The organism is Gillisella terrae (assembly GCF_004801395.1).
GTDB lineage: Bacteria > Pseudomonadota > Alphaproteobacteria > Rhizobiales > Rhizobiaceae > Allorhizobium > Allorhizobium terrae.
In genome coordinates this window covers 547,493-568,436 of sequence record NZ_SSOA01000002.1, presented here as the reverse complement: position 1 = coordinate 568,436, position 20,944 = coordinate 547,493, and the positions used below count along the sequence as shown (strand labels likewise).

Here is a 20,944-nt window from a genome sequence, read left to right as displayed (position 1 = left end):
GACACAATTGAAAATGCGACAGCACCGTACGCTTGATAAAACGCACGGTGCTGTAAAAGTGTCTTCAGGCTGCTTTCCAGTGGCCGGCTTTGTTGGACGCTGGCTCCAGTTTGAAGTGACCGATCAGTCGCGCCAGGTTTGCGGCGTCATCGGCCAGCCGGTTTGTGCTGGCTGTGGTTTCTTCCACCATGGCGGCATTTCGCTGCGTGACCTGATCCATCTGGCCAACGGCGGAATTGACCTCCTGGAGCTTGTGGGACTGTTCTTTCGCGGCATTGGCAATTTCATGCACCTGGGTGTTGATATCGACAACGTGATCACGAATCCGGTTGAGCGCCTCTCCGGTTGCGGTCACCAGCCGCACCCCTGCGGCCACTTCATCACCGGATTTGGTAATCAGGCTCTTGATGTCCTTGGCGGCCCCGGCAGAGCGTTGGGCCAGTTCACGAACCTCCTGGGCGACAACGGCAAAGCCCTTGCCAGCCTCTCCGGCGCGGGCGGCTTCCACGCCAGCATTGAGCGCCAGAAGATTGGTCTGAAAGGCAATCTCATCAATCACATTCAAAATCTTGCCGATCTCGCCCGATGCCTGCTCAATGCGGCCCATGGCCGAGACGGCATCGTAAACCACAGAGGCAGAATCCTCCGTGCTTTGGCGGGCAACATCCACCATCCTGCTGGTTTCCAGGGCGCGGCGGGTTGATGTGTTGACGGTGTTGGTGATTTCTTCCAGCGCCGATGAGGTTTCTTCCAGGGCGGCGGCCTGCTGCTCTGTGCGTTTGGCCAGATCATCGGAGGCAAAGCGAAGCTCGCCAGAGCCTGAATTGATCATATCGATGGAAGCGCGAACCTCGCCGACAATGGCGCGGAGCACACCCATGGTGTTGTTGACGTTCTGCTGAAGCTCACCAAAGGCTCCTTGAAACTGTCCGCGCATGGCATCGGTCAAGTCACCCTGATTGAGGGCGGCCACAATGCGCCGTGTTTCGCTCAAGCCGCAGTCGATGGATTGCACCAGTTCATTCATCGAGGCTGCGAAAGCATTGAGGTCGGGAAAGTCGAAATCGCGGGTGATGCGCTGGCTGAAATCGCCGGTCACAGCGGCGGCAACCACTTCGCCGATGCTGTCGCGCAATTCATCGCATTTTTGCCGCATGTGCAGCTCTTGGGCGTTCATGCTCAAGACGTTCAGTCCATTTTGCTTGAACACTTCCAGGGCGCGGGCCATGGAGCCAATTTCGTTTTGCCGCTCAAGGTAGGGGATGTGTTGGCTGAAATCACCGGAGGCAAGCGTGCTCATATTGGCTGTCAGTCGCTGGATGGGGCTTGAAACGCCCTTTGATACGAAGATCATCGCACCCACGCCTGCAATTGCGCCCAGCGCCAGCACAAGCCCATTGAGAAAGACCGAAAGGTTAAAAGCACTGGATGCGCTTTGATACATCTCCTTTGCGGCATCGACATTGGCGTCGCGGAAAATATCGGCCTGATCATCCATGGCAGCATAGACCTTGACCATCTCCCCCACCAGAAGAGCGGACGCCTTGTCTTTCTCCCCGCTTTTCGAGAGTGCCACCATTTTGGCATCCAGCTCAAGATAGGTGGCAAGCTCTCGCTTGAACACCTCGTATGCCTGACGCTCGGCTGGAAGTGAAATCAGCTTTTCGTATGTTGCCATGCGGCTGCGCAGTTTTGCCCGCTCGTTTTCCAAGGCGGCATCCGTTTGCGCAATCGCCTCAGGCGTCGTGCTCAGAATGTGGCGCGTTTCCAGACCGCGCAGATTGGCCAACGAAATGTTCAGCCGATTGGTAATATCGACACGCGGAACGGCGCGTTCGGCCAATTCCTGAACATGCCGGAAAGTACCCGACATGGAATAGAGGCCAAACCCACCCTGAATGAGAAGAAGCAACATCAAGCCCGATAAAGCGCCAGCGAGTGACGTTTTTAAAGAAAAATGTGGAAGCATTACATCGTTTCCAATCACGCTGGATGAGATGCCGTCATGGCAGCCCCATCAGATATGCTTACCCTGCAACGCAATTCATTGCGCAGCGACTGACATGTGTTTTGGATTCAGAAGGCCCAAAAGCCCTCATCATAAAGAGATGTCGCAACTTCGTGCCGAACGCGCAGTTTCGCACCGACGCTCTGTGGTTGGTTGCAGCCGGCACCGATGACCGCCACACGTGGCTTTCTCATAGAAACCGTGCGCACGGTTTGGATCAGAGAGTCAAAAGAGACAGTCAGTATGGAGGCATTCAGTATCATGTTGCATTGCAAGCGGATGATGTTTTGGATTAATTAAAATATCTCTAATATAAATTTAACCCTTTAAATCGAGGGGTTGTTTTGCTTTGTCTTGAATAATCAAATGGTTATTCTAAAGCGCAAAGCCTCTGTGCGGCGCGGCCCAAGAACAGAACATCTATTTTTTTGAGATTATTTTCAAATAAGCTTGGAGAAATATCGCTCAAGCTGATCTATTCAGGAATATTACATCCTGTTTATCGCGGTCCTATGTTGTAAAAAGACACAAGTCCGCATCTGATGTTTTCGACAATCTTAACATGTAAACATAGTTTATGGCGGAACAAGTCTATTCAGCCCGCCATCGCTTCTTCATACTCGGTCGAAAGCTCAAGCCATTGCTCTTCGGCGGCATTCAGCCTGGCAGCTGCTTCGCCGCGTTGCTTGACCTTTTCGGCTGCCTTGGCCGGGTTCTTTTCATACAAAACCGGATCTGCAAGTTCTGCATCAAGGCTTTGAATCAAAGTCTCGAGTTTCTTGGTCAAGGATTCGATTTCGTTGATCTTTTTCTTCAAGGGGGCGAGGGCTGCGCGCTTTTCGGCATTGGCTTTGCGTTGATCCGCCTTATTGGCGGCCTCTACCGGCGCTTCAATTTTTTCGTCTTTTTTTTTGCCCGATGCCACGATCAGATCGCGGTATTCATCCATGTCACCTTCAAAGGTGGTGACGGTGCCGTTGTTGACCAGCCAGAGCCGATCAACCGTTGCTTCAATCAGATGGCGGTCGTGCGAGATCAGAATAACCGCGCCCTCATAATCGTTCAGCGCCTCGATAAGCGCGCGGCGGCTGTCGATGTCGAGATGGTTGGTGGGCTCGTCGAGGATCAGCAGATTGGGTGCATGGAAGGCGGCAAGGCCCATCAGCAGGCGGGCTTTTTCACCGCCGGAAAGATCCTTGGCGGCGGTGTTCATCTTTTCCGTGGTCAGGCCCATTTGCGCCACGCGGGCGCGCACTTTGGCCTCCGGTGCAGTGGGCATCAAACGGCGCACATGCTCCACAGGCGTGTCGGCAGGCACCAGATCATCCAGCTGGTGCTGCGCGAAAAAACCAATCGACAGGCTCGGAGCCAGGCGCAAATCACCGCTTTCCGGCGGCAGACGGCCGGAGACGAATTTGGCAAAGGTGGATTTACCATTGCCGTTCGAGCCCAGCAGCGCAATGCGGTCATCGGCATCGATGCGCAAGTTCAGGTTTTTCAAAATCGGCTTGCCCGGCTCATAGCCAACCGCACCGCCATTGATGGCGATGATGGGCGAGGCGGGTTGCTTTTCTGGCTCAGGAAAGGTGATGGGCTGCACGTGATCTTCAATCACGGCTGCCACCGTGCCCATGCGCTCCAGCGCTTTTACGCGGCTCTGGGCCTGCTTGGCCTTGGTGGCCTTGGCTTTGAAACGATCGATAAAGCTTTGCAAATGCTTGCGCGCAGCGTCATTTTTGGCCTTGGCCTTCATCTGCAATTCGTCGTTCTCGGCCTTCTGGCGCTCGAACTGGTCATAGCCACCGCGATAGAAGGTCAGCTTTTTCTGATCAAGGTGGACAATGGCATTGACGGCATTGTTCAAAAGATCACGATCATGGCTGATGATGATGACGGTGTGCGGATAACGCCGAATGTAATCTTCCAGCCACAGCGTGCCTTCAAGGTCGAGATAGTTGGTTGGCTCGTCCAGCAGCAACAGGTCCGGCTCGGCAAACAACACAGCTGCCAGCGCCACACGCATACGCCAGCCACCAGAGAAGGCGGAAGCCGGGCGAAGCTGGGCTGCCTGATCAAAGCCGAGACCGGCAAGAATGCTGGAGGCGCGCGCTTCTGCCGAATGGGCATCAATATCCACCAGCCGCATTTGAATCTCAGCGATTCGGTTGGGATCCGTTGCCGTCTCGGCCTCTGCCAGCAGGGCCGTGCGCTCTTTGTCGGCCGCCAGCACGATGGAAATCAGACTATCCTCGGTGCCGGGGGCCTCCTGCGCCACCTGTCCGATCTTCGCCGCCTTCGGAATGGAAACCGAGCCGGATTCGGAGGCGAGATCGCCGGTAATGACGCGAAACAGCGTGGATTTCCCAGCGCCATTGCGGCCAACAAGGCCCGCTTTCGTGCCAGAGGGCAGCGAAATCGTGGCGTGGTCAATAAGCAGGCGGCCTGCAATACGGGCGGAGACGTCGTTAATTGAGATCATGTTCGGCGTTTTGGCCGATGTGGCGGCCAAAGGCAATATGCAGATAAGTCACAGTGGTGGGGAAGGTGGGATCATTCATGGGTTTGATGTGTTTCTTCAGTAGTTTTGATTGGAAGAATCCGCTTGATTGCTATCCAGTGATCACAAATCACAATCACGCTTTCGGGCAATAATTCGGGAGAACCAGTGCATGAGCAGAATTCTGTATTCCTTGACCGGCGAGGACGAGAGCCGTCCGTTTTCTCCCCACTGCTGGAAGGCCGTGATGGCGCTGCATCACAAAGGGCTGGAATTTGAAGAAAAGCTGTTGCCTTTTACCGAGATTCCAACGGTCGAGGGTGGGGTTACCAAGATTGTGCCGCTGCTGCGGGATGAGGATACACTGGTTTCTGACAGTTTCCAGATCGCGCTTTATCTGGAAGAGACATACCCCTTTGCGCCCAGCCTGTTTGGTGGTGAGGGTGGCAAGGCCATGGCGCGGTTTGTGGAAGGCTATTCGCAAACCACCATCCATCCGGCTGTGACCGCCATTGCCTTGATGGATATTCACAACATGCTGGACCCTGTCGATCAGGTCTATTTTCGCAAAAGCCGCGAAGCGTTGTTAGGTAAACCACTTGAAGAGGCCTTTCCGGATCGCGATGCCTCCATTGCCGCTTTTACGGATAAATTACGGCCTTTGCGCCATATGCTGCGCTCTCAGCCGTTTATTGGCGGGGCTTCGCCACTGTTTGCCGATTATATCGTCTTTGGTGCGCTTCAGTGGCTGCGCGTGGCGACGGGTTCGGTGCATTTGCCCGCCGATGATCCGGCGCTGGATTGGTTTGAGCGCTGCCTTGATCTTTTCCATGGTGTGGGCCGCTCAGTCGGGTGAGCGGCATAGACTATGACGGTTGAGTGAAATTCACGCCCCCCTCTTGTCTTCGCGAATCGGGACGGGTAGAAACCGCCCACTTTCTCATTCAATAAAGGACAAGACCATGGCGATTGAACGCACATTTTCGATGATCAAGCCAGATGCCACCAAGCGTAACCTGACGGGCGCAATCACCAAGGTTTTTGAAGACAACGGCCTGCGCGTTGTTGCTTCCAAGCGCGTTTGGATGAGCAAGCGCGAAGCTGAAGGCTTCTACGCTGTTCACAAGGATCGTCCTTTCTTCGGCGAACTGGTTGAAGGCATGACCTCTGGCCCAACCGTTGTTCAGGTTCTGGAAGGCGAAGGCGCTATCCTCAAGAACCGCGAAATCATGGGTGCAACCAACCCAGCCCAGGCTGCTGAAGGCACCATCCGCAAGCAGTTCGCGCTGTCGATCGGCGAAAACTCCGTTCACGGCTCTGATGCTCCAGAAACTGCTGCTGAAGAAATCGCTTACTGGTTCTCGGCCACCGAAATCGTTGGCTGAATCAAAGTTTGAGGCTTTCGCCTCAAGCGATTCAAGAGACTGCATAAAACCGGGGCTGAAAGGCTCCGGTTTTTGTTTATGTAAAAGATGAAGGTGTCCAGCGATCCCGTGCCGCGTCATCGGCATCACGGGCCGCAACCCAATGGCCGCAGGTACCATCAACCCCATGTTCCTTTTTCCAGAAGGGGGCTGCGGTTTTGAGAAAATCCATCACGAAATTCGCGCCGTCAAAGGCCGCCTGCCGATGGCTGGAAGCTGCGATGACCAGCACGATCTGCTCACCGGCGGCAATCTTGCCAAAGCGGTGAATGATTGTCAGTGCCAGAAGATTGAAACGCTCAATCGCCATGGTACCAATGCGCTTAAGCTCTGCCTCGGCCATGCCGGGATAATGTTCCAGCTCCAAGGCATCGAGCTGGCCTTGCTCATCGCGGCAAAGGCCAATGAAAGACACCAGCGCGCCAATATCCTTGCGATCAGCGGTAATAGCGGCGCTCTCAATCGCGCCATCAAAATCCTCGCGCTGAACCCGGATGAGAGGCGCAACCATGGTCAGCCTCCGGTCATGGGTGGAAACAGGCCAATCTCGCGGGCACCCGCAATCGGCTCATCATGCTCGGCATGTTCCATATTGATGGCAATGCGAATGGCGTTGGGAAATTGCAAAGCCTCTGCGTATTCCTCGCCAAGGCTTGCCAGATGGGCAATCAGGTCTGCTCCGGTTTTTACCGTGGCTGGCAGCTCCAGCTCTTCTTCATCCTTACCGATTTTTTCGCGCACCCAGGCAAAATAGACCAGTTTCACCATGCTCAATCATCCGAAATATGTTTGAGGCCAGCGCGGAAATAGTCATAGCCGGTGTACATGGTCAAAATGGCCGCAATCCACAAAAGGGCAATGCCGATCTGGGTGGTGTGGGGCAAAACCTTATCGCCAGCCGGACCGGCCAGCAAAAAGCCCAGTGCCAGCATTTGTACGGTGGTTTTCCATTTGGCAATGCGGGTGACCGGCACGCTGACTTTCAGCGCGGCCAAATATTCGCGCAGGCCCGATACCAGAATTTCGCGGCACAGGATGATGATGGCAGCCCAGAGCGACCAACCGGCAATGGTTTTTTCGGTGTCCGCCGCCATCAGCAACAGGCAGGTGGCCACCAGCAGCTTGTCGGCAATCGGGTCCAGCATACGGCCGATGTTGGATGTCTGATTCCAGATGCGGGCGAGATAGCCATCGAAAAAATCTGTGATGGAGGCCAGAACGAACAGCCCCAGCGCCGTCCAGCGTGCAAAGTCTGTGCTCTGCAGAGTGCCTTCCAGAAAGAAGCAAAACACAATCAGTGGAATGGCCAGAATGCGGCCATAGGTCAACAGGTTGGGTATGCTGTAAGTGCGCGAAGCCATGATGCCCTGTCTTTATGTCGGTGCCGTAGAGTGGCAGCAGATGAGTCTCGTGTCACATTTTTCTACAGCGCCGTGCGCCAAATATGGCGCACAAAGGACGCTGTAGCACTTTTTATCTGCTGCATAATTTTTACCTTACATCGATTCCGATGTAAGGAATTATGCAGTAGCATGTGATTGCTTCAATTGCGTATCGCGATTGCGTCATCAACATACTTAAGCCGATAGGCTAGAATACCATGATGGAAAAGGCCATTCTTGGACGAAGCAGGATTAAAAAACATTATTCCGACCCACTCTCGTTAAAATGATTGTAAATCAGCTTGGCTGTTGCCTCGGAAATACCCTCCACGCTCATCAATTCGCTCATGGCCGCCTTGGACACCGCCTTGGCGGTGCCAAAATGCTGAAGCAGTGCGCGTTTGCGGGTTGGGCCAATACCGGCGATTTCATCCAGCGGATTTTTCAAGAAAGACTTGCTGCGTTTGGCGCGGTGGGTGCCAATCGCAAAGCGGTGGGCTTCGTCGCGCAGACGCTGAACAAAATAGAGCACCGGATCGCGTGGGGGCAGGGCAAAGTCCGGCTTGCCTTCTACAAAAAAGCGCTCGCGGCCCGCGTCACGGTCCACGCCTTTGGCAACACCAATGGCAATCACGCTATCGGCAATATCCAACTCGTCGAGAATGGCGCGCACCGCCGTCATCTGGCCTTGCCCACCATCGATCAGCAAAACATCTGGCCATGCCGGAAAGCTTGCGTCTTCCAGATCATCGGGCGGCGTGCTGCGGTCGGGCTTGCCCACATCTTTCAGCAGCTTGGTAAAGCGCCGGGTCATCACCTCACGCATCATGCCAAAGTCATCACCGGGGGTGATGTCGGGTGATTTGATGTTGAACTTGCGATATTGCGATTTGATAAAGCCGTCCGCGCCAGCCACCACCATACAACCCACGGCATTGGTGCCCATGATATGCGAGTTGTCGTAGATCTCGATCCGGCGCGGCACATAGGGCAGGGAGAAGGTCTCGGCCATGCCCTTCAGCAGTTTCATCTGCGAAGAGGTTTCGGCCAGCTTGCGGCCATGGGCCTCGCGCGCATTGTCATGCACGTGAGTGACCAGATCCTTCTTGTCGCCTCGCTGTGGCACAAGAATCGAAACCTTGTATCCGGCTTTTTCCGAGAGGGCCTGGGCCAGCAAATCCATCTCGTCGATAGCCTCTGAGAGCAGGATTTGCCGAGGGCTGGGCTTGTTGTCGTAAAACTGTGCCAAAAATGCCGTGAACACTTCCGCTTCGCTCATTTGCGGATCGGCCTTGGGGAAGTAGGCGCGGTTGCCCCAGTTCTGCCCTGTGCGGAAAAAGAACACCTGAATACAGGTCAGGCCACCCTCATGGTGGATGGCAAAAATATCCGCTTCTTCCACACCGGCAGTGTTGAGGCCCTGATGGCTTTGCACATAAGAAAGCCCGGTGAGGCGATCCCGCAGCACGGCGGCGCGCTCGAAATCCAGCTCTTCCGCGGCCTCGTTCATGGCCTGCGCCATGGATGCCTTGACGTTCTGGCTCTTGCCAGAGAGAAAATCCTTGGCTTCCTTCACCAGCCCGGCATAGCCTTGCTCGCTGATTTCATGGGTGCAAGGCCCCGAACAGCGCTTGATTTGATAGAGCAGACAGGGGCGCGTGCGGCTTTCAAACACGCTATCGGTGCAGGTGCGCAGCAAAAAGGCGCGCTGGAGCGAATTGATGGTGCGGTTGACCGCCGTGCCAGAGGCGAAGGGGCCGAAATAATCGCCCTTGCCCACCCGCGCACCGCGATGTTTGTACAGCGCCGGGGCCAGGCCATCATTGGTAATCAGGATATAGGGGAAGCTCTTGTCGTCGCGCAAAAGCACATTGTAGCGCGGGCGCATGCGCTTGATCAGGTTGGCTTCCAGCAGCAGAGCTTCCACCTCGGTGCGGGTGTTGACGAATTCCATATGGGCTGTCTCGCGCACCATGCGAAACAGCCGATTGGAATGCACCCGCCCCTGGGCGTAAGCGCTTACGCGCTTTTTCAGGCTTCTTGCCTTGCCGACGTACAGCACATCACCATCCGCATTCATCATGCGGTAAACACCGGGGGTGTTGGGCAGTTTTTTGACAAATTCGCCAATCAATTCGGCACCCGTCAACCCGCTGCCGTGCAACTCGGTCTCATTCCATTCTATTGCAGGCACAGGCACCGAGACATCGCCTTCCAAGGCGCTGTCATCGTCATCCATATCGGGTTCGTCGTAGAGAATGCCGCCTTCCGACCGCTTTCCTCTGTTCATTCCGCAATCTCCGTGCCATCGGCTCCGGGCCAAATCAGGTGCTGGCCGCCATCAAGCGCAAACATTTGGCCGGTGATGGACGGGGTGTCAAAAAGAAAGCGAATGGTCTGGCCGAATTCTGTGGTCTGTGGTCCGCGTTTCAGGGGCAGGGTGGCAATCTGCGCCTGAAAATCACGCATATCCTGTCGCTCACTCTTCAGCGTCGGGCCGGGGCCAATGGCATTGACCCTGATTCGCGGCGCAAATGCCTGTGCCATGGTTTGCGTGGCAGTCCACAGGGTGGATTTGGACAGCGTATAGGAAAAGAAGGTCGGTTTCAGCGCCAGAACCCGTTGATCAATGATATTGACAATCAGGCCAGCATTATTGGCCGGTGCCTGATGGTAAAAGGCAGCACTTAAAATGGCTGGCGCACGCACGTGAATATCAAAATGCGCGTCAAAGCGCTCTTCATCAAATTGGTTTGCCTCATCATCCAGAAAGATAGAGGCATTGTTGACCAGAAGATCAAGTGGTCCAAGTTCGGCGGCGGCCCTTGCCACCAGCTCTTTTGTTTCATCACTGTTGCGCAGGTCTGCTTGCAGGGCAACAGCCTTGCCGCCTGCGGCCCGGATTGTCGAAGCCAGCGCTTCTGCCTCTGATAAAGATGAATTGGCATGAATAGCCACGGCAAAACCATGAGCGGCCAGATCCTCGGCAATGGCACGGCCCAGGCGTTTGGCCGATCCGGTAATCAGGGCTGCTTTTCCATGGTATGCGGGCATGTATTGCTCCAACTGTTGTTCGTCTTGCTTCATATATGGCAATAGCGCGGCTATAAAAGGTCGCGGAACTTTAATTTTCCACAGGATCAACATTCGATGACTTGAGGGAGATTTAAGTAATATTGAAATATAAATTCCCAAATTGGCATTTACCATTTAGTAAGGTTAATGAATTGCCTATTGCAAATAGGCAACATCTAAAATTTGACTCGTATTTGCCTCAAATATTTCACAATTCGGCTCTTCCATTTCCGCAATTCGAGAGCATTTTAAGCTTCGAGACGGGCAGGGACATCCGTGCAAGTTATTTGAACTGCGTGAGACGACACAGTCGCCAACAGTTCAATGTCAATAGGAGAATTTTTATGCGTAACCTCACTTTGATTTTGCTGGCTTCTGCTGCTGGTTTCTCGATGATTTCCGCAGCCAATGCCGCAGATGCCGTGATGCAAATTCCAGAAGCGCCAGCAGCAATGGATCCGGTGGCTGCACCAAGCAACTGGTCGGGTGCCTATATCGGCGGCACAGGCGATTACAACATGGGTCGTTTCCAGGGCAATGACTTCAACGCCCGTGCATTCGGTGGCGGTCTTTATGGCGGCTACAACATGCAGAACGACAAGATCGTTTATGGCCCGGAAGCTGATATCAACTACAGCGGTTATGACGGCAATGCCGGCGATAACCTCAAGGGTCGTCAGGGCATCAATGGATCGATCCGTGGCCGGGTTGGCTATGACCTGAACCCTGTTCTGCTTTACGGCACAGCCGGTGTTGCTGCTGCAAACACCAAGATGGCTGGCCCGAACGGTTCCGACAGCAAGGCGGCTTACGGCATGACAGTCGGTGCTGGCGTTGAAGCCATGGTGACCAACAACATCACCACCCGCATCGAATATCGCTACACCGATTACCAGAACAAGAACTATAACGTTGGCAACACCACTGTTCGCCGCGGCTTTGACGACCAGAGCGTCAAGGTGGGTCTGGGTATGAAGTTTTAATCTGACAGTCCATCCCAAAATCGCCGTTGGTCGGCTGCAAATGGCAATTTCTGCGCTTCCGGTGCTCACGTACGTTAAGTACGCTCCGCTCCGGTTCTCGAAATCACCATTTTCGCCACACCAAAGACAATTCTTGAACGGACTGTAGCGTTTTTATGAAAAAGCCCGGTTTCGCCGGGCTTTTTTTATCAGTGATTTTAAGCCTGTGGTCGAAGAACCGCGTAGTTCTTGAATTTCTCTGCAAACACGGCAGGCCAGGCCGCGAGCTGTACATGGCCATTTTCCCATTCGCCGGGAAAGCGCAGCATCAGATAGCCCAGCATTCCGGCCAGTGCGAAATGTCCGCCATTCAGCTTTTTGCCGGTTTTGGGCATATTGGCCTCCAGATGGGCCAAGCCACGGGTCACCTTTTCCCACTGGCGATCAATGATCGGCTGATGGACTTTTTCCGGTGGATGAAAGCGCTTCTCATAAACAATCGCGAGCAGGCAATCGGTAATGCCGTCGCACAGCGCTTCCAGCACCTCCACCTCGGTGCGCTTCTCGTCCTTGTTGGGATAGAGAGCGCCGTCTGAGATGCGGTTGAGATATTGCATGATGGCGCGGCTGTCATAAATCGCCTGGCCCTCATCGGTGATCAAGGTCGGGATTTTGCCAAGCGGGTTGTTGTTGACAAGCTCAGGCGGGTTGGCGCTGGTATCCACCTTGATTTCCTCAAGCTTGATGCCGAGGTGGTTGGCGGCCATGCGAACCTTGGCGGAATAGGGGGAGGCTGGGGAATAAAGCAGTTTCATGATCATGGTCCTAACAGATTATAATGGGATCATTCCTCACCACGCAGCCAAAAACAGCGTTGCGAGGCATAACGGTCTTCTGCCAATATCCGCTTTAACTCCGGCAGCAGCGCATGCAACTCATCTTTCAGTGTAAAGGGTGGGTTGACGATGATCAGGCCGGTGCCCGAAAGGCCCGTTGTGTCGCGATCGCTTTTCACATGCAGTTCTGCACATAGCATTTTCGGTATGCCGGTTTCTTTCAGGGCCTCATGAAAAGCCGCAATCGGCGCACCCTTTTTGATCGGATACCACAGGCAATAGACCCCGGTGGCAAAGCGGCGATAGGCGCGCTCAAGACCATCCACCAGCCGTTGATATTCGCCTTCCAGCTCAAACGGCGGGTCTACCAGCACAATGCCGCGCTTTTCCTTGGGTGGCATGTGGGCACCTAAAGACAGCCAGCCATCCAGCTCGGTGATGCGCGCCTGATAATCGCCCTCAAACAGTCTTGCCAGCGCGCGGTAATCATCCGGGTGCAGCTCCATGGCCGAGAGCCGATCTTGCGGGCGAAACAGGTCGCGGGCAAGCTTTGGTGAGCCGGGATAGCGGGTGATCGGCCCATCCGGGTTCAGCGCGCGGACCACATCAAGATAGGGTTTGAGAATCTCTACCACTTTGGCTGGCAGGTCCGCATCCAAAAGCTTGCCAATGCCGTTCAGCCATTCGCCGGTTTTTTGGGCTTCAACGGAGGAAAGGTCATAAAGGCCAATGCCCGCATGGGTGTCCAGCACCCGAAAGGCTTTGTCCTTCTGTTGCAGATAGACAATCAGCCGAGCCAGAACGGCGTGTTTCAGCACGTCCGCGAAATTGCCTGCATGATAGATGTGGCGGTAATTCATTGATGATTCCGATGATTTCTTTTGATGGGCCTTTTGGAGGTTTCATCCTTGGCCTATAACAGCAGCATGAACATAGCGAGCCCCATCCAAAAACGTAGCCTTGGTCATACGGCTTGTCCGCATGACTGTCCATCCACATGCGCACTTGAGGTTGATTTGACCGAGGATGGTCGAATTGGCCGGGTGCGCGGCGCAAAAGACAATAGCTACACAGCTGGCGTCATCTGTGCCAAGGTTGCCCGCTATAGCGAGCGGCTTTACCACCCGGATCGCCTTTTGACGCCCAAGCGGCGCGCAGGCGCAAAAGGGGCAGGGCAGTGGCAGGAAATTGCTTGGGACGACGCTCTTGATGAGATCGCCAACGCTTTCATCAAGGCCGAGCAGGCCCACGGCAGCGAGGCAATCTGGCCCTATTTTTACGCGGGCACCATGGGGCAGGTGCAGCGTGATTCGATTGAGCGTCTGCGCCACGCCAAAAAATATTCCGGCTTCTTTGGCTCCATCTGCACCAATCTGGCCTGGACTGGCTATGTCATGGGCACCGGCACCTTGCGCGGTCCAGACCCACGCGAAATGGCCCTGTCCGATTGCGTGGTGATCTGGGGCACCAATGCGGTGGCAACGCAGGTCAATGTCATGACCCATGCGGTGGCGGCCAAGAAGAACCGCGGTGCAAAAATCGTGGTGATCGACGTCTACGATAACCCGACGATGAAACAGGCCGATATGGCGCTGATTTTGCGCCCCGGTACCGATGCCGCCTTGGCCTGCGCTGCCATGCATATCGCCTTTCGCGATGGCACGGCGGACCGCGCCTATATGGCAAAATTTGCCGATGATCCGGCCGGGCTGGAAGCGCATCTGAAGAATAAGACGCCGGAATGGGCAGCCTCCATCACCGGCCTGTCGGTGGATGAGATCGAGGCCTTTGCCAAGCTGGTGGGCGAGACAAAGAAGAGCTACTTCCGCCTTGGTTATGGTTTTACCCGCAGCCGCAACGGCGCGGTCTCCATGCATGCGGCGCTGTCACTGGCAACGGTGCTGGGGTCATGGCAATATGAGGGCGGCGGCGCTTTTCACTCCAACAGCGATATTTTCAAGTTCAACAAAAGCGAATTGATGGGTACGGCTTACGCTGATCCCGATATTCGCATGCTGGACCAATCACAAATTGGTCGGGTGTTGACGGGCGATGCGGAAGCACTGCGCCACCGTGGTCCGGTGACGGCCATGCTCATTCAAAACACCAATCCGGTCAATGTGGCACCAGAGCAGCGGCTGGTGAAACAGGGCTTTTTGCGCGATGATCTGTTTGTGGCGGTGCATGAGCATTTCATGACCGAGACGGCAGAGCTTGCGGATGTTGTGCTGCCCGCCACCATGTTTGTTGAGCATGATGATATTTATCGCGGCGGCGGCCAGAGCCATATTCTGCTGGGGCCAAAGCTGGTGGAGCCACCAGAAACCGTGCGCACCAACCTGTTTGTCATTGAAGAACTGGCCAAGCGGCTGGGCGTTGCCGATTATCCGGGCTTTGGCCTGAGTGAGCGCGAGCATATTGATCGGATGATGGCGGCCAGCGGCAAGCCGGATTTTGCCTTTTTTGAAACGGAGAAATGGCTCGATTGCCAGCCGCCGTTTGAAGAGGCCCATTATCTCAATGGCTTTGCCCATCCCGATGGCAAATTCCGCTTCAAGCCCGATTGGACCGGCACGCCTGCGCCCAACAAGCCGCCAGCCGTGCTGGGCTCTTTTGGTCCGGTGGCGCAATTGCCGGTGTTTCCCGATCAGGTTGATGTGATTGAAGTGGCGGATGCGGAGCATCCGTTCCGTTTGGCAACATCACCAGCCCGCAATTTCCTCAACTCAACCTTTGCCGAGACCAAAACCTCTCGCGATAAGGAAGGTCGGCCTGAGGTGATGATCAATCCGGCCGATGCCGAGCGCTTGATGATTGCGCAGGGCGATGTGGTGCAGATCGGCAATGGGCGCGGGCGTTTGCGCATTCATGCGCGGGTGACCGATGCCGTCAAGCCCGGTGTGCTGGTGGCAGAAGGGCTGTGGCCCAACAAGGCCCATCTGGATGGCGAGGGCATTAACGTGCTGACCGGTGCCGATGCGCCAGCCCCCCATGGTGGTGCTGCCTTCCACGATAATAAAGTCTGGCTGAGGAAAGCCACAATATGAGCAAGTTTGACAAAACGGTTGTGAAGCTGATTGAGGACAAGCCGCTGTGGAAAGGCTGGAGCCATCTGCATGGGCTGGAATATGACTATACCGATAGCAGTGGCAAGCGTTCCACGTTCAAGCGCGAAGTGCTGGAGCGTAAGCCTGCGGTTGCGGTTTTGCTTTATGATCGACAAAAGAAAACCACGGTGCTGGTGCGCCAGTTTCGTGCACCGGCCCATCTCATGGGTGATGCACCGTTTTTGCTGGAAGCGCCTGCGGGCCTGATTGACAGTGGCGAGGCAGAAGATACGGCCTGCCGCGAAGTGCTGGAAGAAACCGGCTACACCATCACATCGCCACGCTTTTTGTTTGCCGCCTATATGTCGCCAGGGGCTGTGAGCGAAAAGATCCACTTTTTCGTTGCCGAGATCAGCGATGCGCAAAAACTGGCTGACGGTGGCGGGTTGGAAGACGAGCACGAAGATCTGGAAGTGCTGGAATTGCCGCTTGGCTCTGCCTTGGCGATGATTGCAACGGGTGAAATCGTTGATGCCAAAACCATTATGCTGCTGCAATGGGCCGCACTGAACGGCATGGCTGACTGATTTTACGTAGCCGATAAGCTGCACGCTCTTCTCCACGCACGATCCTCTGAATTTGCTTTGCGTCGCGACATTGCGACGCAGAGGATTTGCGCGCTTGAAAACATAAACAATATACGATATATAAGAATGTATATTGCTTATGAGGAATGCGACCATGTCCAACAGCATCACGGAACGTTTGACGATTTCCAGTCAACCAAGTGTCGATGACATTTCAAAGCTTCCATCCTTGGGCTTCAAGGCGTTGATCAATCTGCGCCCGGATGGAGAAGAGGGCGCACCCGGCAATCATGCCGAGCGCAATGCGGCAAGTGATGCCGGTTTGGCCTATCATTTCATTCCGGTGACCATGAGCAGCATCACCGAGGCCGATGTTGAGGCGTTCCGCACCGCGACATCCGGCCCTGAGCCAGTCTTTGCCCATTGCCGCACCGGCACGCGCGCCTTGACGCTTCATGTTCTGGGTGAAGTGCTTGAGGGCAATATGCAGGTCGGTGAGGTTCTGGCGTTTGGCGAGCAGCACGGCGCTGATCTCTCCGCCGCTGTTGCCTGGCTGCAAAAGCGCGCCGCCCAAAGGCCGCAGGTGAAGGGCTTTTTCGATCCGCGCACATGGAGCGTGCAATATGTCGTGTCTGATCCCGATACCGGCAAATGCGCGATTATCGATGCCGTGCTGGACTATGATGAAAAATCCGGCCAGACCTCAACCGAAAATGCGGATCGCATCCTTGCCTATGTTGCCGCAAAAAATCTGACCATTGAGTGGATTCTCGACACCCATCCCCATGCCGATCATTTTTCCGCCGCCCATTATCTGCACGGCAAAACCGGGGCACCGACCGCCATTGGCGATCATGTGGTGGATGTGCAGACCCTTTGGAAAGGGTTGTATAATTGGCCTGAGCTTCAAGCCGATGGTTCGCAGTGGAACCGTCTGTTCAAACCGGGTGATACCTTCAAACTGGGCTCCATTGATGCCAAGGTGATGTTCTCTCCCGGCCACACATTGGCTTCCATCACTTACGTGATTGGCGATGCCGCGTTTGTGCATGACACAATTTTCATGCCCGATAGCGGTTCGGCAAGAGCGGATTTTCCCGGCGGCAGCGCCCGCATCTTGTGGAAGTCGATCGAAGCGTTGATGGCTTTGCCCGATGACACCCGCATTTTCACCGGCCATGATTATCAGCCCGGTGGCCGCGCGCCGCGCTGGGAAAGCACGGTTGCTGAACAAAAATCGGCCAATGCCCATATTGCTGGCATGACAGAACAAAGCTTTGTGTCTGTGCGTGAAGCACGTGATCGGACTTTGCCAATGCCAAAGCTTATCCTTCATGCGCTTCAGGTCAATATCCGGGGAGGGCGTCTGCCAGAGCCGGAAGCCAATGGCCGCCGCTATCTCAAAATCCCGTTGAACGCACTGGAGGGCGCAGCATGGTAGATGCCTTTGAGCAGATGAAATCCAGCATGACGCCCGAGGCCATGGAAGTCCGCGCCACCGAGGTGGCCGGGCATCTGAAGGTTCTGGCCCATCCCATGCGGCTGATGCTGGTGTGTACCCTGGTGGAGCGCGAATATTCGGTCGGCGAGCTTGAAGAAAGGCTGGATATTCACCAGCCCAATCTATCACAGCAGCTCACCGTGCTGCGCGACGCTGGCATTGTGCAAACCCGGCGCGAGGGCAAGCAGATTTTCTACGCCCTGACCGAGGCCAAAACCAAGCACTTGATTGCGGCCCTTTTCACCATTTTTTGCGCGCAGGATATGCCATCATGATGCACTATCTTCCATCACTCGTTGGCGGCATGCTGATCGGCCTGTCCTGCATTCTGTTTCTCGTTCTCACAGGCCGCATTGCCGGTATCAGCGGCATTGTGGGGCAGTTGGCCGCAGGGCGTGCACCCTGGATCAACGGTGCCTTTGCCCTTGGCTTGGTGCTGGGAACATTCCTTTATCTCGCAATCTTTGGCCATTGGCCCGCCGTTACCATCACCGCCACGCTGCCCATCGCTATGCTTGCCGGGCTTTTGGTGGGGTTTGGCTCTCGCATGGGCTCTGGCTGCACCAGCGGTCACGGTGTCATGGGTCTTGCCCGGCTGTCGCCCCGCTCTTTTGTTGCGGTCATCACCTTTCTCACCACCGGTATCATCACCGTCACACTGTTAAGAGGCAGCCTATGAAAACGATAGTGTCACAGGTTTTGGCAGCGCTCGGCTGCGGCGCACTCTTCGGGCTTGGCCTGTCGCTCTCCGGCATGTTGGACCCCGCCCGTGTGCAGGGCTTTCTGGATGTGTTTGGCGCTTGGGACCCAAGCTTGATGTTTGTGCTCGGTGGTGCCGTGGTGGTTGCCTTTGCCGGAATGGTCGGGGTGCGGAAAATGGCAAAGCCGGTGCTGGCGGAAGACTTCAACATGCCAACCAAAACCCGGATTGATACGCCGTTGGTGCTTGGCTCTGCCATTTTCGGCATTGGCTGGGGGCTTGGCGGCTTCTGTCCTGGCCCGGCCATTGCAGCCGCGCCCATGGGCTACGGCACGGTGTTGCTGTTCATTGTGGCCATGGTGGTGGGTATGCTGGTGCATGACCGGCTTAAAGCGGGAAAAGTCTGATGAATACGCTGATCTCAGCCCTTGGCTCTGGCAGTCTGGTGGGCTTTACGCTGGGCTTGCTTGGCGGCGGCGGCTCTATTTTGGCCACACCCCTGCTGCTCTATGTGGTTGGCGTGGCGCAGCCGCATATTGCCATTGGCACCGGCGCATTGGCGGTGTCTGCCAATGCTATCATCAACTTTGCCAATCATGCCTATAAGGGCAATGTGCGCTGGCGCTGCGGAATCGTGTTCGCGGGCCTTGGTGTTCTGGGGGCGCTGGCGGGTTCATCGCTGGGCAAAGCCATGGATGGTTCCAAGCTGGTCTTGCTGTTTGGTCTGTTGATGGTGGTGGTCGGGGTTTTGATGCTGCGTCCGCGCGCGGTGCAAGCCAATGGCCCTCTGCCAGTTGATCTGAAAATGTGTGTTAAGACCGCCGTTGTCGCGCTTTTGGCTGGTGCTGCATCGGGCTTTTTTGGCATTGGCGGCGGATTTTTGATTGTGCCGGGGCTGATCTTGGCAACCGGCATGCCGATGATCAATGCGGTGGGTACATCGCTTTTGGCCGTGGCCGCCTTTGGCTTAGCAACCGCGATCAATTATTCGCTCTCCGGTCTGGTGGATTGGACGCTGGCGGCTGAGTTTATTACGGGCGGTGTGCTGGGCGGCATTGTCGGAACCTTGGTCTCGACACGCTTGGCGGCTCACAAAAACACGCTGAACCGCATTTTCGCAGTCATGATTTTTGTGGTTGCCGCCTATGTGATCTACCGCAGTTTGGGCGTACTTCTTACGCGCTGATCAATCTATCATTGGCATCGGTGGCTGAGCCGGTTTGTTTAACGCGCCCATCGGCTCCCATCGCCACCTGTCCTTCAGCCACCAGCTTGAGCGCCAGCGGATAGGTGCGGTGCTCGACTGTGAGTGTGCGGGCGGCAAGATCATCGGCGCTATCAAAGGGCAAAATCGGCACCACGGCCTGCGCAATCACCGGGCCTTCATCCATGCCTTCCGTGACAAAATGCACGGTGCATCCAGCAATCTTCATACCCGCATCCAGCGCCCGCTGGTGGGTGTGAAGACCGGGAAACAGCGGCAAAAGCGACGGATGAATATTGAGAATACGACCCTGATAGGGGCGAATAAAATCGCCCGACAGCAGCCGCATATAACCCGCGAGACACACAAGATCAGGCTTCACGGCATCAAGCGCTGCTAAAATCGCAGCCTCATGCGCATCCTTGCTGGCATAATCCTTGCGGGCAAAAGCAGCCGTTGCAATGCCCATGGCCTGGGCTTTCTGCAATCCAGCCGCGTCAGGCTTATCAGAAAACACCGCCACGATTTCGGCCGGAAAATCAGCCGCCTCACAGGCTTTGGCAAGGGCCACCATGTTGGAGCCACCGCCAGAAATCAAAACGGCAACGCGCTTGCGAGGCTGGCTCATAGACCGAGCGTTCCCTTGTAAACCGTGCCCGGTGCACCCTCGCTGCGGGCAATCATGCGGCCCAGACGCGCAACTTTTTCGCCTTCAGCCTCAAGCACGGTTGTGACCTTATCAGCGTTTTCGGCAGAAACCACCACAATCATGCCAACGCCACAGTTAAAGGTGCGCAGCATTTCGTTTTGAGCAACACCACCTGTCTTGGCAAGCCAGGAGAATACGGCTGGCACCGAGATGGAGGCGAGATCAATTTCAGCCGCCAAGTGCTTGGGCAGTACGCGCGGAATATTTTCGGGGAAACCACCGCCGGTTATATGGGCCAGCGCCTTCAAAGCCTTGGTTTCGCGGATTGCCTTTAACAGCGGCTTCACGTAAATGCGGGTCGGGGTCAAAAGAGCCGCGCCCAATGTCTTGCCGTCTGCAAAGGGGGCTGGCGCATCCCAGCCAAGGCCGGACAGTTCAACAATCTTGCGCACCAGCGAAAAGCCGTTGGAGTGAACGCCAGACGAGGCCAAGCCCAAAATAACATCGCCCTCGGCAATGTCGCCAGCGGGCAACAATTGGCCGCGCTCGGCAGCCCCCACGGCAAAACCGGCCAGATCATAATCGCCACCAGAATACATGCCGGGCATTTCAGCGGTTTCACCGCCAATCAGCGCGCAGCCAGCCTCAAGGCAGCCAGCGGCGATGCCGCCAACAATGGCAGCACCCTGATCGGGGTCCAGCTTGCCGGTGGCATAGTAATCCAGAAACAGCAGAGGTTCTGCACCTTGAACCACCAGATCGTTGACGCACATGGCCACGAGGTCAATGCCCACCGTGTCATGCAGGCCCGCATCAATGGCGATTTTCAGCTTGGTGCCAACACCATCATTGGCGGCCACCAGAATAGGATCGCTAAAGCCCGCGGCTTTCAAATCAAACAAACCGCCAAAGCCGCCAATTTCGCCATCGGCACCGGGGCGGCGGGTGGACTTTACGGCAGGCTTGATCTTCTCCACCATCAGGTTGCCAGCATCAATATCAACGCCTGCATCGCTATAGGTCAGACCATTTTTCCCAGACTGGCTCATCCGTCATTCTCCACTGAACTGGG

The 20,944-nt window shown here is 55.6% G+C and carries 21 protein-coding genes; 10 read left to right on the top strand and 11 right to left on the bottom strand.

What is annotated here, in order from left to right; all coding sequences use genetic code 11:
* Window positions 1-64 precede the first annotated feature (64 nt).
* Both E6C51_RS06420 and E6C51_RS06415 read right to left on the bottom strand, forming a co-directional pair.
* The gene (locus E6C51_RS06420; RefSeq protein WP_190235378.1) at window positions 65-1,969 is read right to left on the bottom strand and encodes a HAMP domain-containing methyl-accepting chemotaxis protein; all 1,905 of its coding nucleotides are present in this window, start codon (window positions 1,967-1,969) and stop codon (window positions 65-67) included.
* Between the two features lie 634 nt (window positions 1,970-2,603).
* Window positions 2,604-4,487, bottom strand: a complete 1,884-nt coding sequence (locus E6C51_RS06415; protein WP_190235377.1) for an ABC-F family ATP-binding cassette domain-containing protein — start codon at window positions 4,485-4,487, stop codon at window positions 2,604-2,606.
* Window positions 4,488-4,677: 190 nt separating this feature from the next.
* On the opposite strand from E6C51_RS06415, the gene E6C51_RS06410 reads away from it, so the two are divergent.
* Both E6C51_RS06410 and ndk read left to right on the top strand, forming a co-directional pair.
* Window positions 4,678-5,361, top strand: a complete 684-nt coding sequence (locus E6C51_RS06410; RefSeq protein ID WP_190235376.1) for a glutathione S-transferase family protein — start codon at window positions 4,678-4,680, stop codon at window positions 5,359-5,361.
* A 106-nt stretch (window positions 5,362-5,467) separates the two neighbouring features.
* On the top strand, window positions 5,468-5,890 hold the full coding sequence (gene ndk / locus E6C51_RS06405) for a nucleoside-diphosphate kinase (RefSeq protein ID WP_146928617.1): 423 nt from the start codon (window positions 5,468-5,470) through the stop codon (window positions 5,888-5,890).
* Window positions 5,891-5,966: 76 nt separating this feature from the next.
* Here the strand turns inward: ndk and E6C51_RS06400 are convergent, their stop codons facing one another.
* The 5 genes from E6C51_RS06400 to E6C51_RS06380 all read right to left on the bottom strand — a co-directional run bounded on the left by E6C51_RS06400 (window position 5,967) and on the right by E6C51_RS06380 (window position 10,365).
* A complete protein-coding gene (locus E6C51_RS06400) occupies window positions 5,967-6,440 on the bottom strand; it encodes a molybdenum cofactor biosynthesis protein MoaE (protein ID WP_190235375.1) in 474 nt (157 codons plus the stop codon).
* Window positions 6,441-6,442: 2 nt separating this feature from the next.
* Complete coding sequence (gene moaD, locus E6C51_RS06395; protein ID WP_146928624.1) at window positions 6,443-6,697, bottom strand: molybdopterin converting factor subunit 1; 255 nt, start codon at window positions 6,695-6,697, stop codon at window positions 6,443-6,445.
* A 2-nt stretch (window positions 6,698-6,699) separates the two neighbouring features.
* Window positions 6,700-7,290 (bottom strand): CDP-diacylglycerol--glycerol-3-phosphate 3-phosphatidyltransferase, encoded by a 591-nt coding sequence (gene pgsA / locus E6C51_RS06390; protein WP_146928627.1) that lies wholly within the window; start codon window positions 7,288-7,290, stop codon window positions 6,700-6,702.
* A 283-nt stretch (window positions 7,291-7,573) separates the two neighbouring features.
* Window positions 7,574-9,601, bottom strand: coding sequence for an excinuclease ABC subunit UvrC (gene uvrC / locus E6C51_RS06385; RefSeq protein ID WP_146928630.1), 2,028 nt, complete (start codon window positions 9,599-9,601; stop codon window positions 7,574-7,576).
* Entirely contained in the window at window positions 9,598-10,365 is a 768-nt protein-coding gene (locus E6C51_RS06380; protein ID WP_190235374.1) for an SDR family oxidoreductase, read from the bottom strand. Before E6C51_RS06380 ends, uvrC begins: the two co-directional genes overlap by 4 nt.
* A gap of 365 nt (window positions 10,366-10,730) precedes the next feature.
* On the opposite strand from E6C51_RS06380, the gene E6C51_RS06375 reads away from it, so the two are divergent.
* Window positions 10,731-11,369, top strand: a complete 639-nt coding sequence (locus E6C51_RS06375; protein WP_146928635.1) for an outer membrane protein — start codon at window positions 10,731-10,733, stop codon at window positions 11,367-11,369.
* A gap of 197 nt (window positions 11,370-11,566) precedes the next feature.
* On the opposite strand, the gene E6C51_RS06370 is transcribed toward E6C51_RS06375, so the two are convergent.
* Window positions 11,567-12,163, bottom strand: a complete 597-nt coding sequence (locus E6C51_RS06370; RefSeq protein ID WP_146928638.1) for a glutathione S-transferase — start codon at window positions 12,161-12,163, stop codon at window positions 11,567-11,569.
* Between the two features lie 29 nt (window positions 12,164-12,192).
* Window positions 12,193-13,044 (bottom strand): 23S rRNA (adenine(2030)-N(6))-methyltransferase RlmJ, encoded by an 852-nt coding sequence (locus E6C51_RS06365; RefSeq protein WP_146928641.1) that lies wholly within the window; start codon window positions 13,042-13,044, stop codon window positions 12,193-12,195.
* 66 nt (window positions 13,045-13,110) lie between these two features.
* Between E6C51_RS06365 and E6C51_RS06360 the strand changes: the two genes are divergently transcribed.
* The 7 genes from E6C51_RS06360 to E6C51_RS06330 all read left to right on the top strand — a co-directional run bounded on the left by E6C51_RS06360 (window position 13,111) and on the right by E6C51_RS06330 (window position 19,205).
* Window positions 13,111-15,231: a molybdopterin-containing oxidoreductase family protein gene (locus tag E6C51_RS06360; RefSeq protein WP_190235373.1), complete on the top strand. Its 2,121-nt coding sequence runs from the start codon at window positions 13,111-13,113 to the stop codon at window positions 15,229-15,231.
* Entirely contained in the window at window positions 15,228-15,818 is a 591-nt protein-coding gene (locus E6C51_RS06355; RefSeq protein ID WP_190235372.1) for an NUDIX domain-containing protein, read from the top strand. Before E6C51_RS06360 ends, E6C51_RS06355 begins: the two co-directional genes overlap by 4 nt.
* Window positions 15,819-15,972: 154 nt before the next feature.
* The gene (gene blh, locus E6C51_RS06350; protein WP_190235371.1) at window positions 15,973-17,259 is read left to right on the top strand and encodes a bifunctional sulfur transferase/dioxygenase Blh; all 1,287 of its coding nucleotides are present in this window, start codon (window positions 15,973-15,975) and stop codon (window positions 17,257-17,259) included.
* Window positions 17,253-17,594 (top strand): sulfite-sensing transcriptional repressor BigR, encoded by a 342-nt coding sequence (gene bigR / locus E6C51_RS06345; RefSeq protein ID WP_190235370.1) that lies wholly within the window; start codon window positions 17,253-17,255, stop codon window positions 17,592-17,594. Before blh ends, bigR begins: the two co-directional genes overlap by 7 nt.
* The gene (locus E6C51_RS06340) at window positions 17,591-17,998 is read left to right on the top strand and encodes a YeeE/YedE family protein (protein WP_190235369.1); all 408 of its coding nucleotides are present in this window, start codon (window positions 17,591-17,593) and stop codon (window positions 17,996-17,998) included. Before bigR ends, E6C51_RS06340 begins: the two co-directional genes overlap by 4 nt.
* Entirely contained in the window at window positions 17,995-18,426 is a 432-nt protein-coding gene (locus E6C51_RS06335; RefSeq protein ID WP_190235368.1) for a YeeE/YedE family protein, read from the top strand. Before E6C51_RS06340 ends, E6C51_RS06335 begins: the two co-directional genes overlap by 4 nt.
* Window positions 18,426-19,205 (top strand): sulfite exporter TauE/SafE family protein, encoded by a 780-nt coding sequence (locus E6C51_RS06330; protein WP_190235367.1) that lies wholly within the window; start codon window positions 18,426-18,428, stop codon window positions 19,203-19,205. Before E6C51_RS06335 ends, E6C51_RS06330 begins: the two co-directional genes overlap by 1 nt.
* Here E6C51_RS06330 and purN read toward each other — a convergent pair.
* Together purN and purM are read right to left on the bottom strand one after the other, a co-directional pair.
* Window positions 19,195-19,851: a phosphoribosylglycinamide formyltransferase gene (gene purN, locus E6C51_RS06325; RefSeq protein WP_190235366.1), complete on the bottom strand. Its 657-nt coding sequence runs from the start codon at window positions 19,849-19,851 to the stop codon at window positions 19,195-19,197. The genes E6C51_RS06330 and purN overlap by 11 nt on opposite strands.
* Window positions 19,848-20,921 (bottom strand): phosphoribosylformylglycinamidine cyclo-ligase, encoded by a 1,074-nt coding sequence (gene purM / locus E6C51_RS06320; RefSeq protein WP_190235365.1) that lies wholly within the window; start codon window positions 20,919-20,921, stop codon window positions 19,848-19,850. The genes purN and purM overlap by 4 nt, the downstream gene beginning before the upstream one ends.
* Window positions 20,922-20,944 lie beyond the last annotated feature (23 nt).

Coding starts and splice junctions, on each gene's coding strand:
- E6C51_RS06335 (WP_190235368.1), top strand. CDS start 17,995: ATGAAAACGATAGTGTCACAGGTTTTGGCAGCGCTCGGCTGCGGCGCA.
- E6C51_RS06400 (WP_190235375.1), bottom strand. CDS start 6,440: ATGGTTGCGCCTCTCATCCGGGTTCAGCGCGAGGATTTTGATGGCGCG.
- uvrC (WP_146928630.1), bottom strand. CDS start 9,601: ATGAACAGAGGAAAGCGGTCGGAAGGCGGCATTCTCTACGACGAACCC.
- E6C51_RS06370 (WP_146928638.1), bottom strand. CDS start 12,163: ATGAAACTGCTTTATTCCCCAGCCTCCCCCTATTCCGCCAAGGTTCGC.
- E6C51_RS06340 (WP_190235369.1), top strand. CDS start 17,591: ATGATGCACTATCTTCCATCACTCGTTGGCGGCATGCTGATCGGCCTG.
- E6C51_RS06375 (WP_146928635.1), top strand. CDS start 10,731: ATGCGTAACCTCACTTTGATTTTGCTGGCTTCTGCTGCTGGTTTCTCG.
- purM (WP_190235365.1), bottom strand. CDS start 20,921: ATGAGCCAGTCTGGGAAAAATGGTCTGACCTATAGCGATGCAGGCGTT.
- E6C51_RS06410 (WP_190235376.1), top strand. CDS start 4,678: ATGAGCAGAATTCTGTATTCCTTGACCGGCGAGGACGAGAGCCGTCCG.
- pgsA (WP_146928627.1), bottom strand. CDS start 7,290: ATGGCTTCGCGCACTTACAGCATACCCAACCTGTTGACCTATGGCCGC.
- E6C51_RS06355 (WP_190235372.1), top strand. CDS start 15,228: ATGAGCAAGTTTGACAAAACGGTTGTGAAGCTGATTGAGGACAAGCCG.
- bigR (WP_190235370.1), top strand. CDS start 17,253: ATGGTAGATGCCTTTGAGCAGATGAAATCCAGCATGACGCCCGAGGCC.
- E6C51_RS06380 (WP_190235374.1), bottom strand. CDS start 10,365: ATGCCCGCATACCATGGAAAAGCAGCCCTGATTACCGGATCGGCCAAA.
- E6C51_RS06330 (WP_190235367.1), top strand. CDS start 18,426: ATGAATACGCTGATCTCAGCCCTTGGCTCTGGCAGTCTGGTGGGCTTT.
- ndk (WP_146928617.1), top strand. CDS start 5,468: ATGGCGATTGAACGCACATTTTCGATGATCAAGCCAGATGCCACCAAG.
- E6C51_RS06415 (WP_190235377.1), bottom strand. CDS start 4,487: ATGATCTCAATTAACGACGTCTCCGCCCGTATTGCAGGCCGCCTGCTT.
- moaD (WP_146928624.1), bottom strand. CDS start 6,697: ATGGTGAAACTGGTCTATTTTGCCTGGGTGCGCGAAAAAATCGGTAAG.
- E6C51_RS06420 (WP_190235378.1), bottom strand. CDS start 1,969: ATGCTTCCACATTTTTCTTTAAAAACGTCACTCGCTGGCGCTTTATCG.
- purN (WP_190235366.1), bottom strand. CDS start 19,851: ATGAGCCAGCCTCGCAAGCGCGTTGCCGTTTTGATTTCTGGCGGTGGC.
- E6C51_RS06365 (WP_146928641.1), bottom strand. CDS start 13,044: ATGAATTACCGCCACATCTATCATGCAGGCAATTTCGCGGACGTGCTG.
- E6C51_RS06360 (WP_190235373.1), top strand. CDS start 13,111: ATGAACATAGCGAGCCCCATCCAAAAACGTAGCCTTGGTCATACGGCT.
- blh (WP_190235371.1), top strand. CDS start 15,973: ATGTCCAACAGCATCACGGAACGTTTGACGATTTCCAGTCAACCAAGT.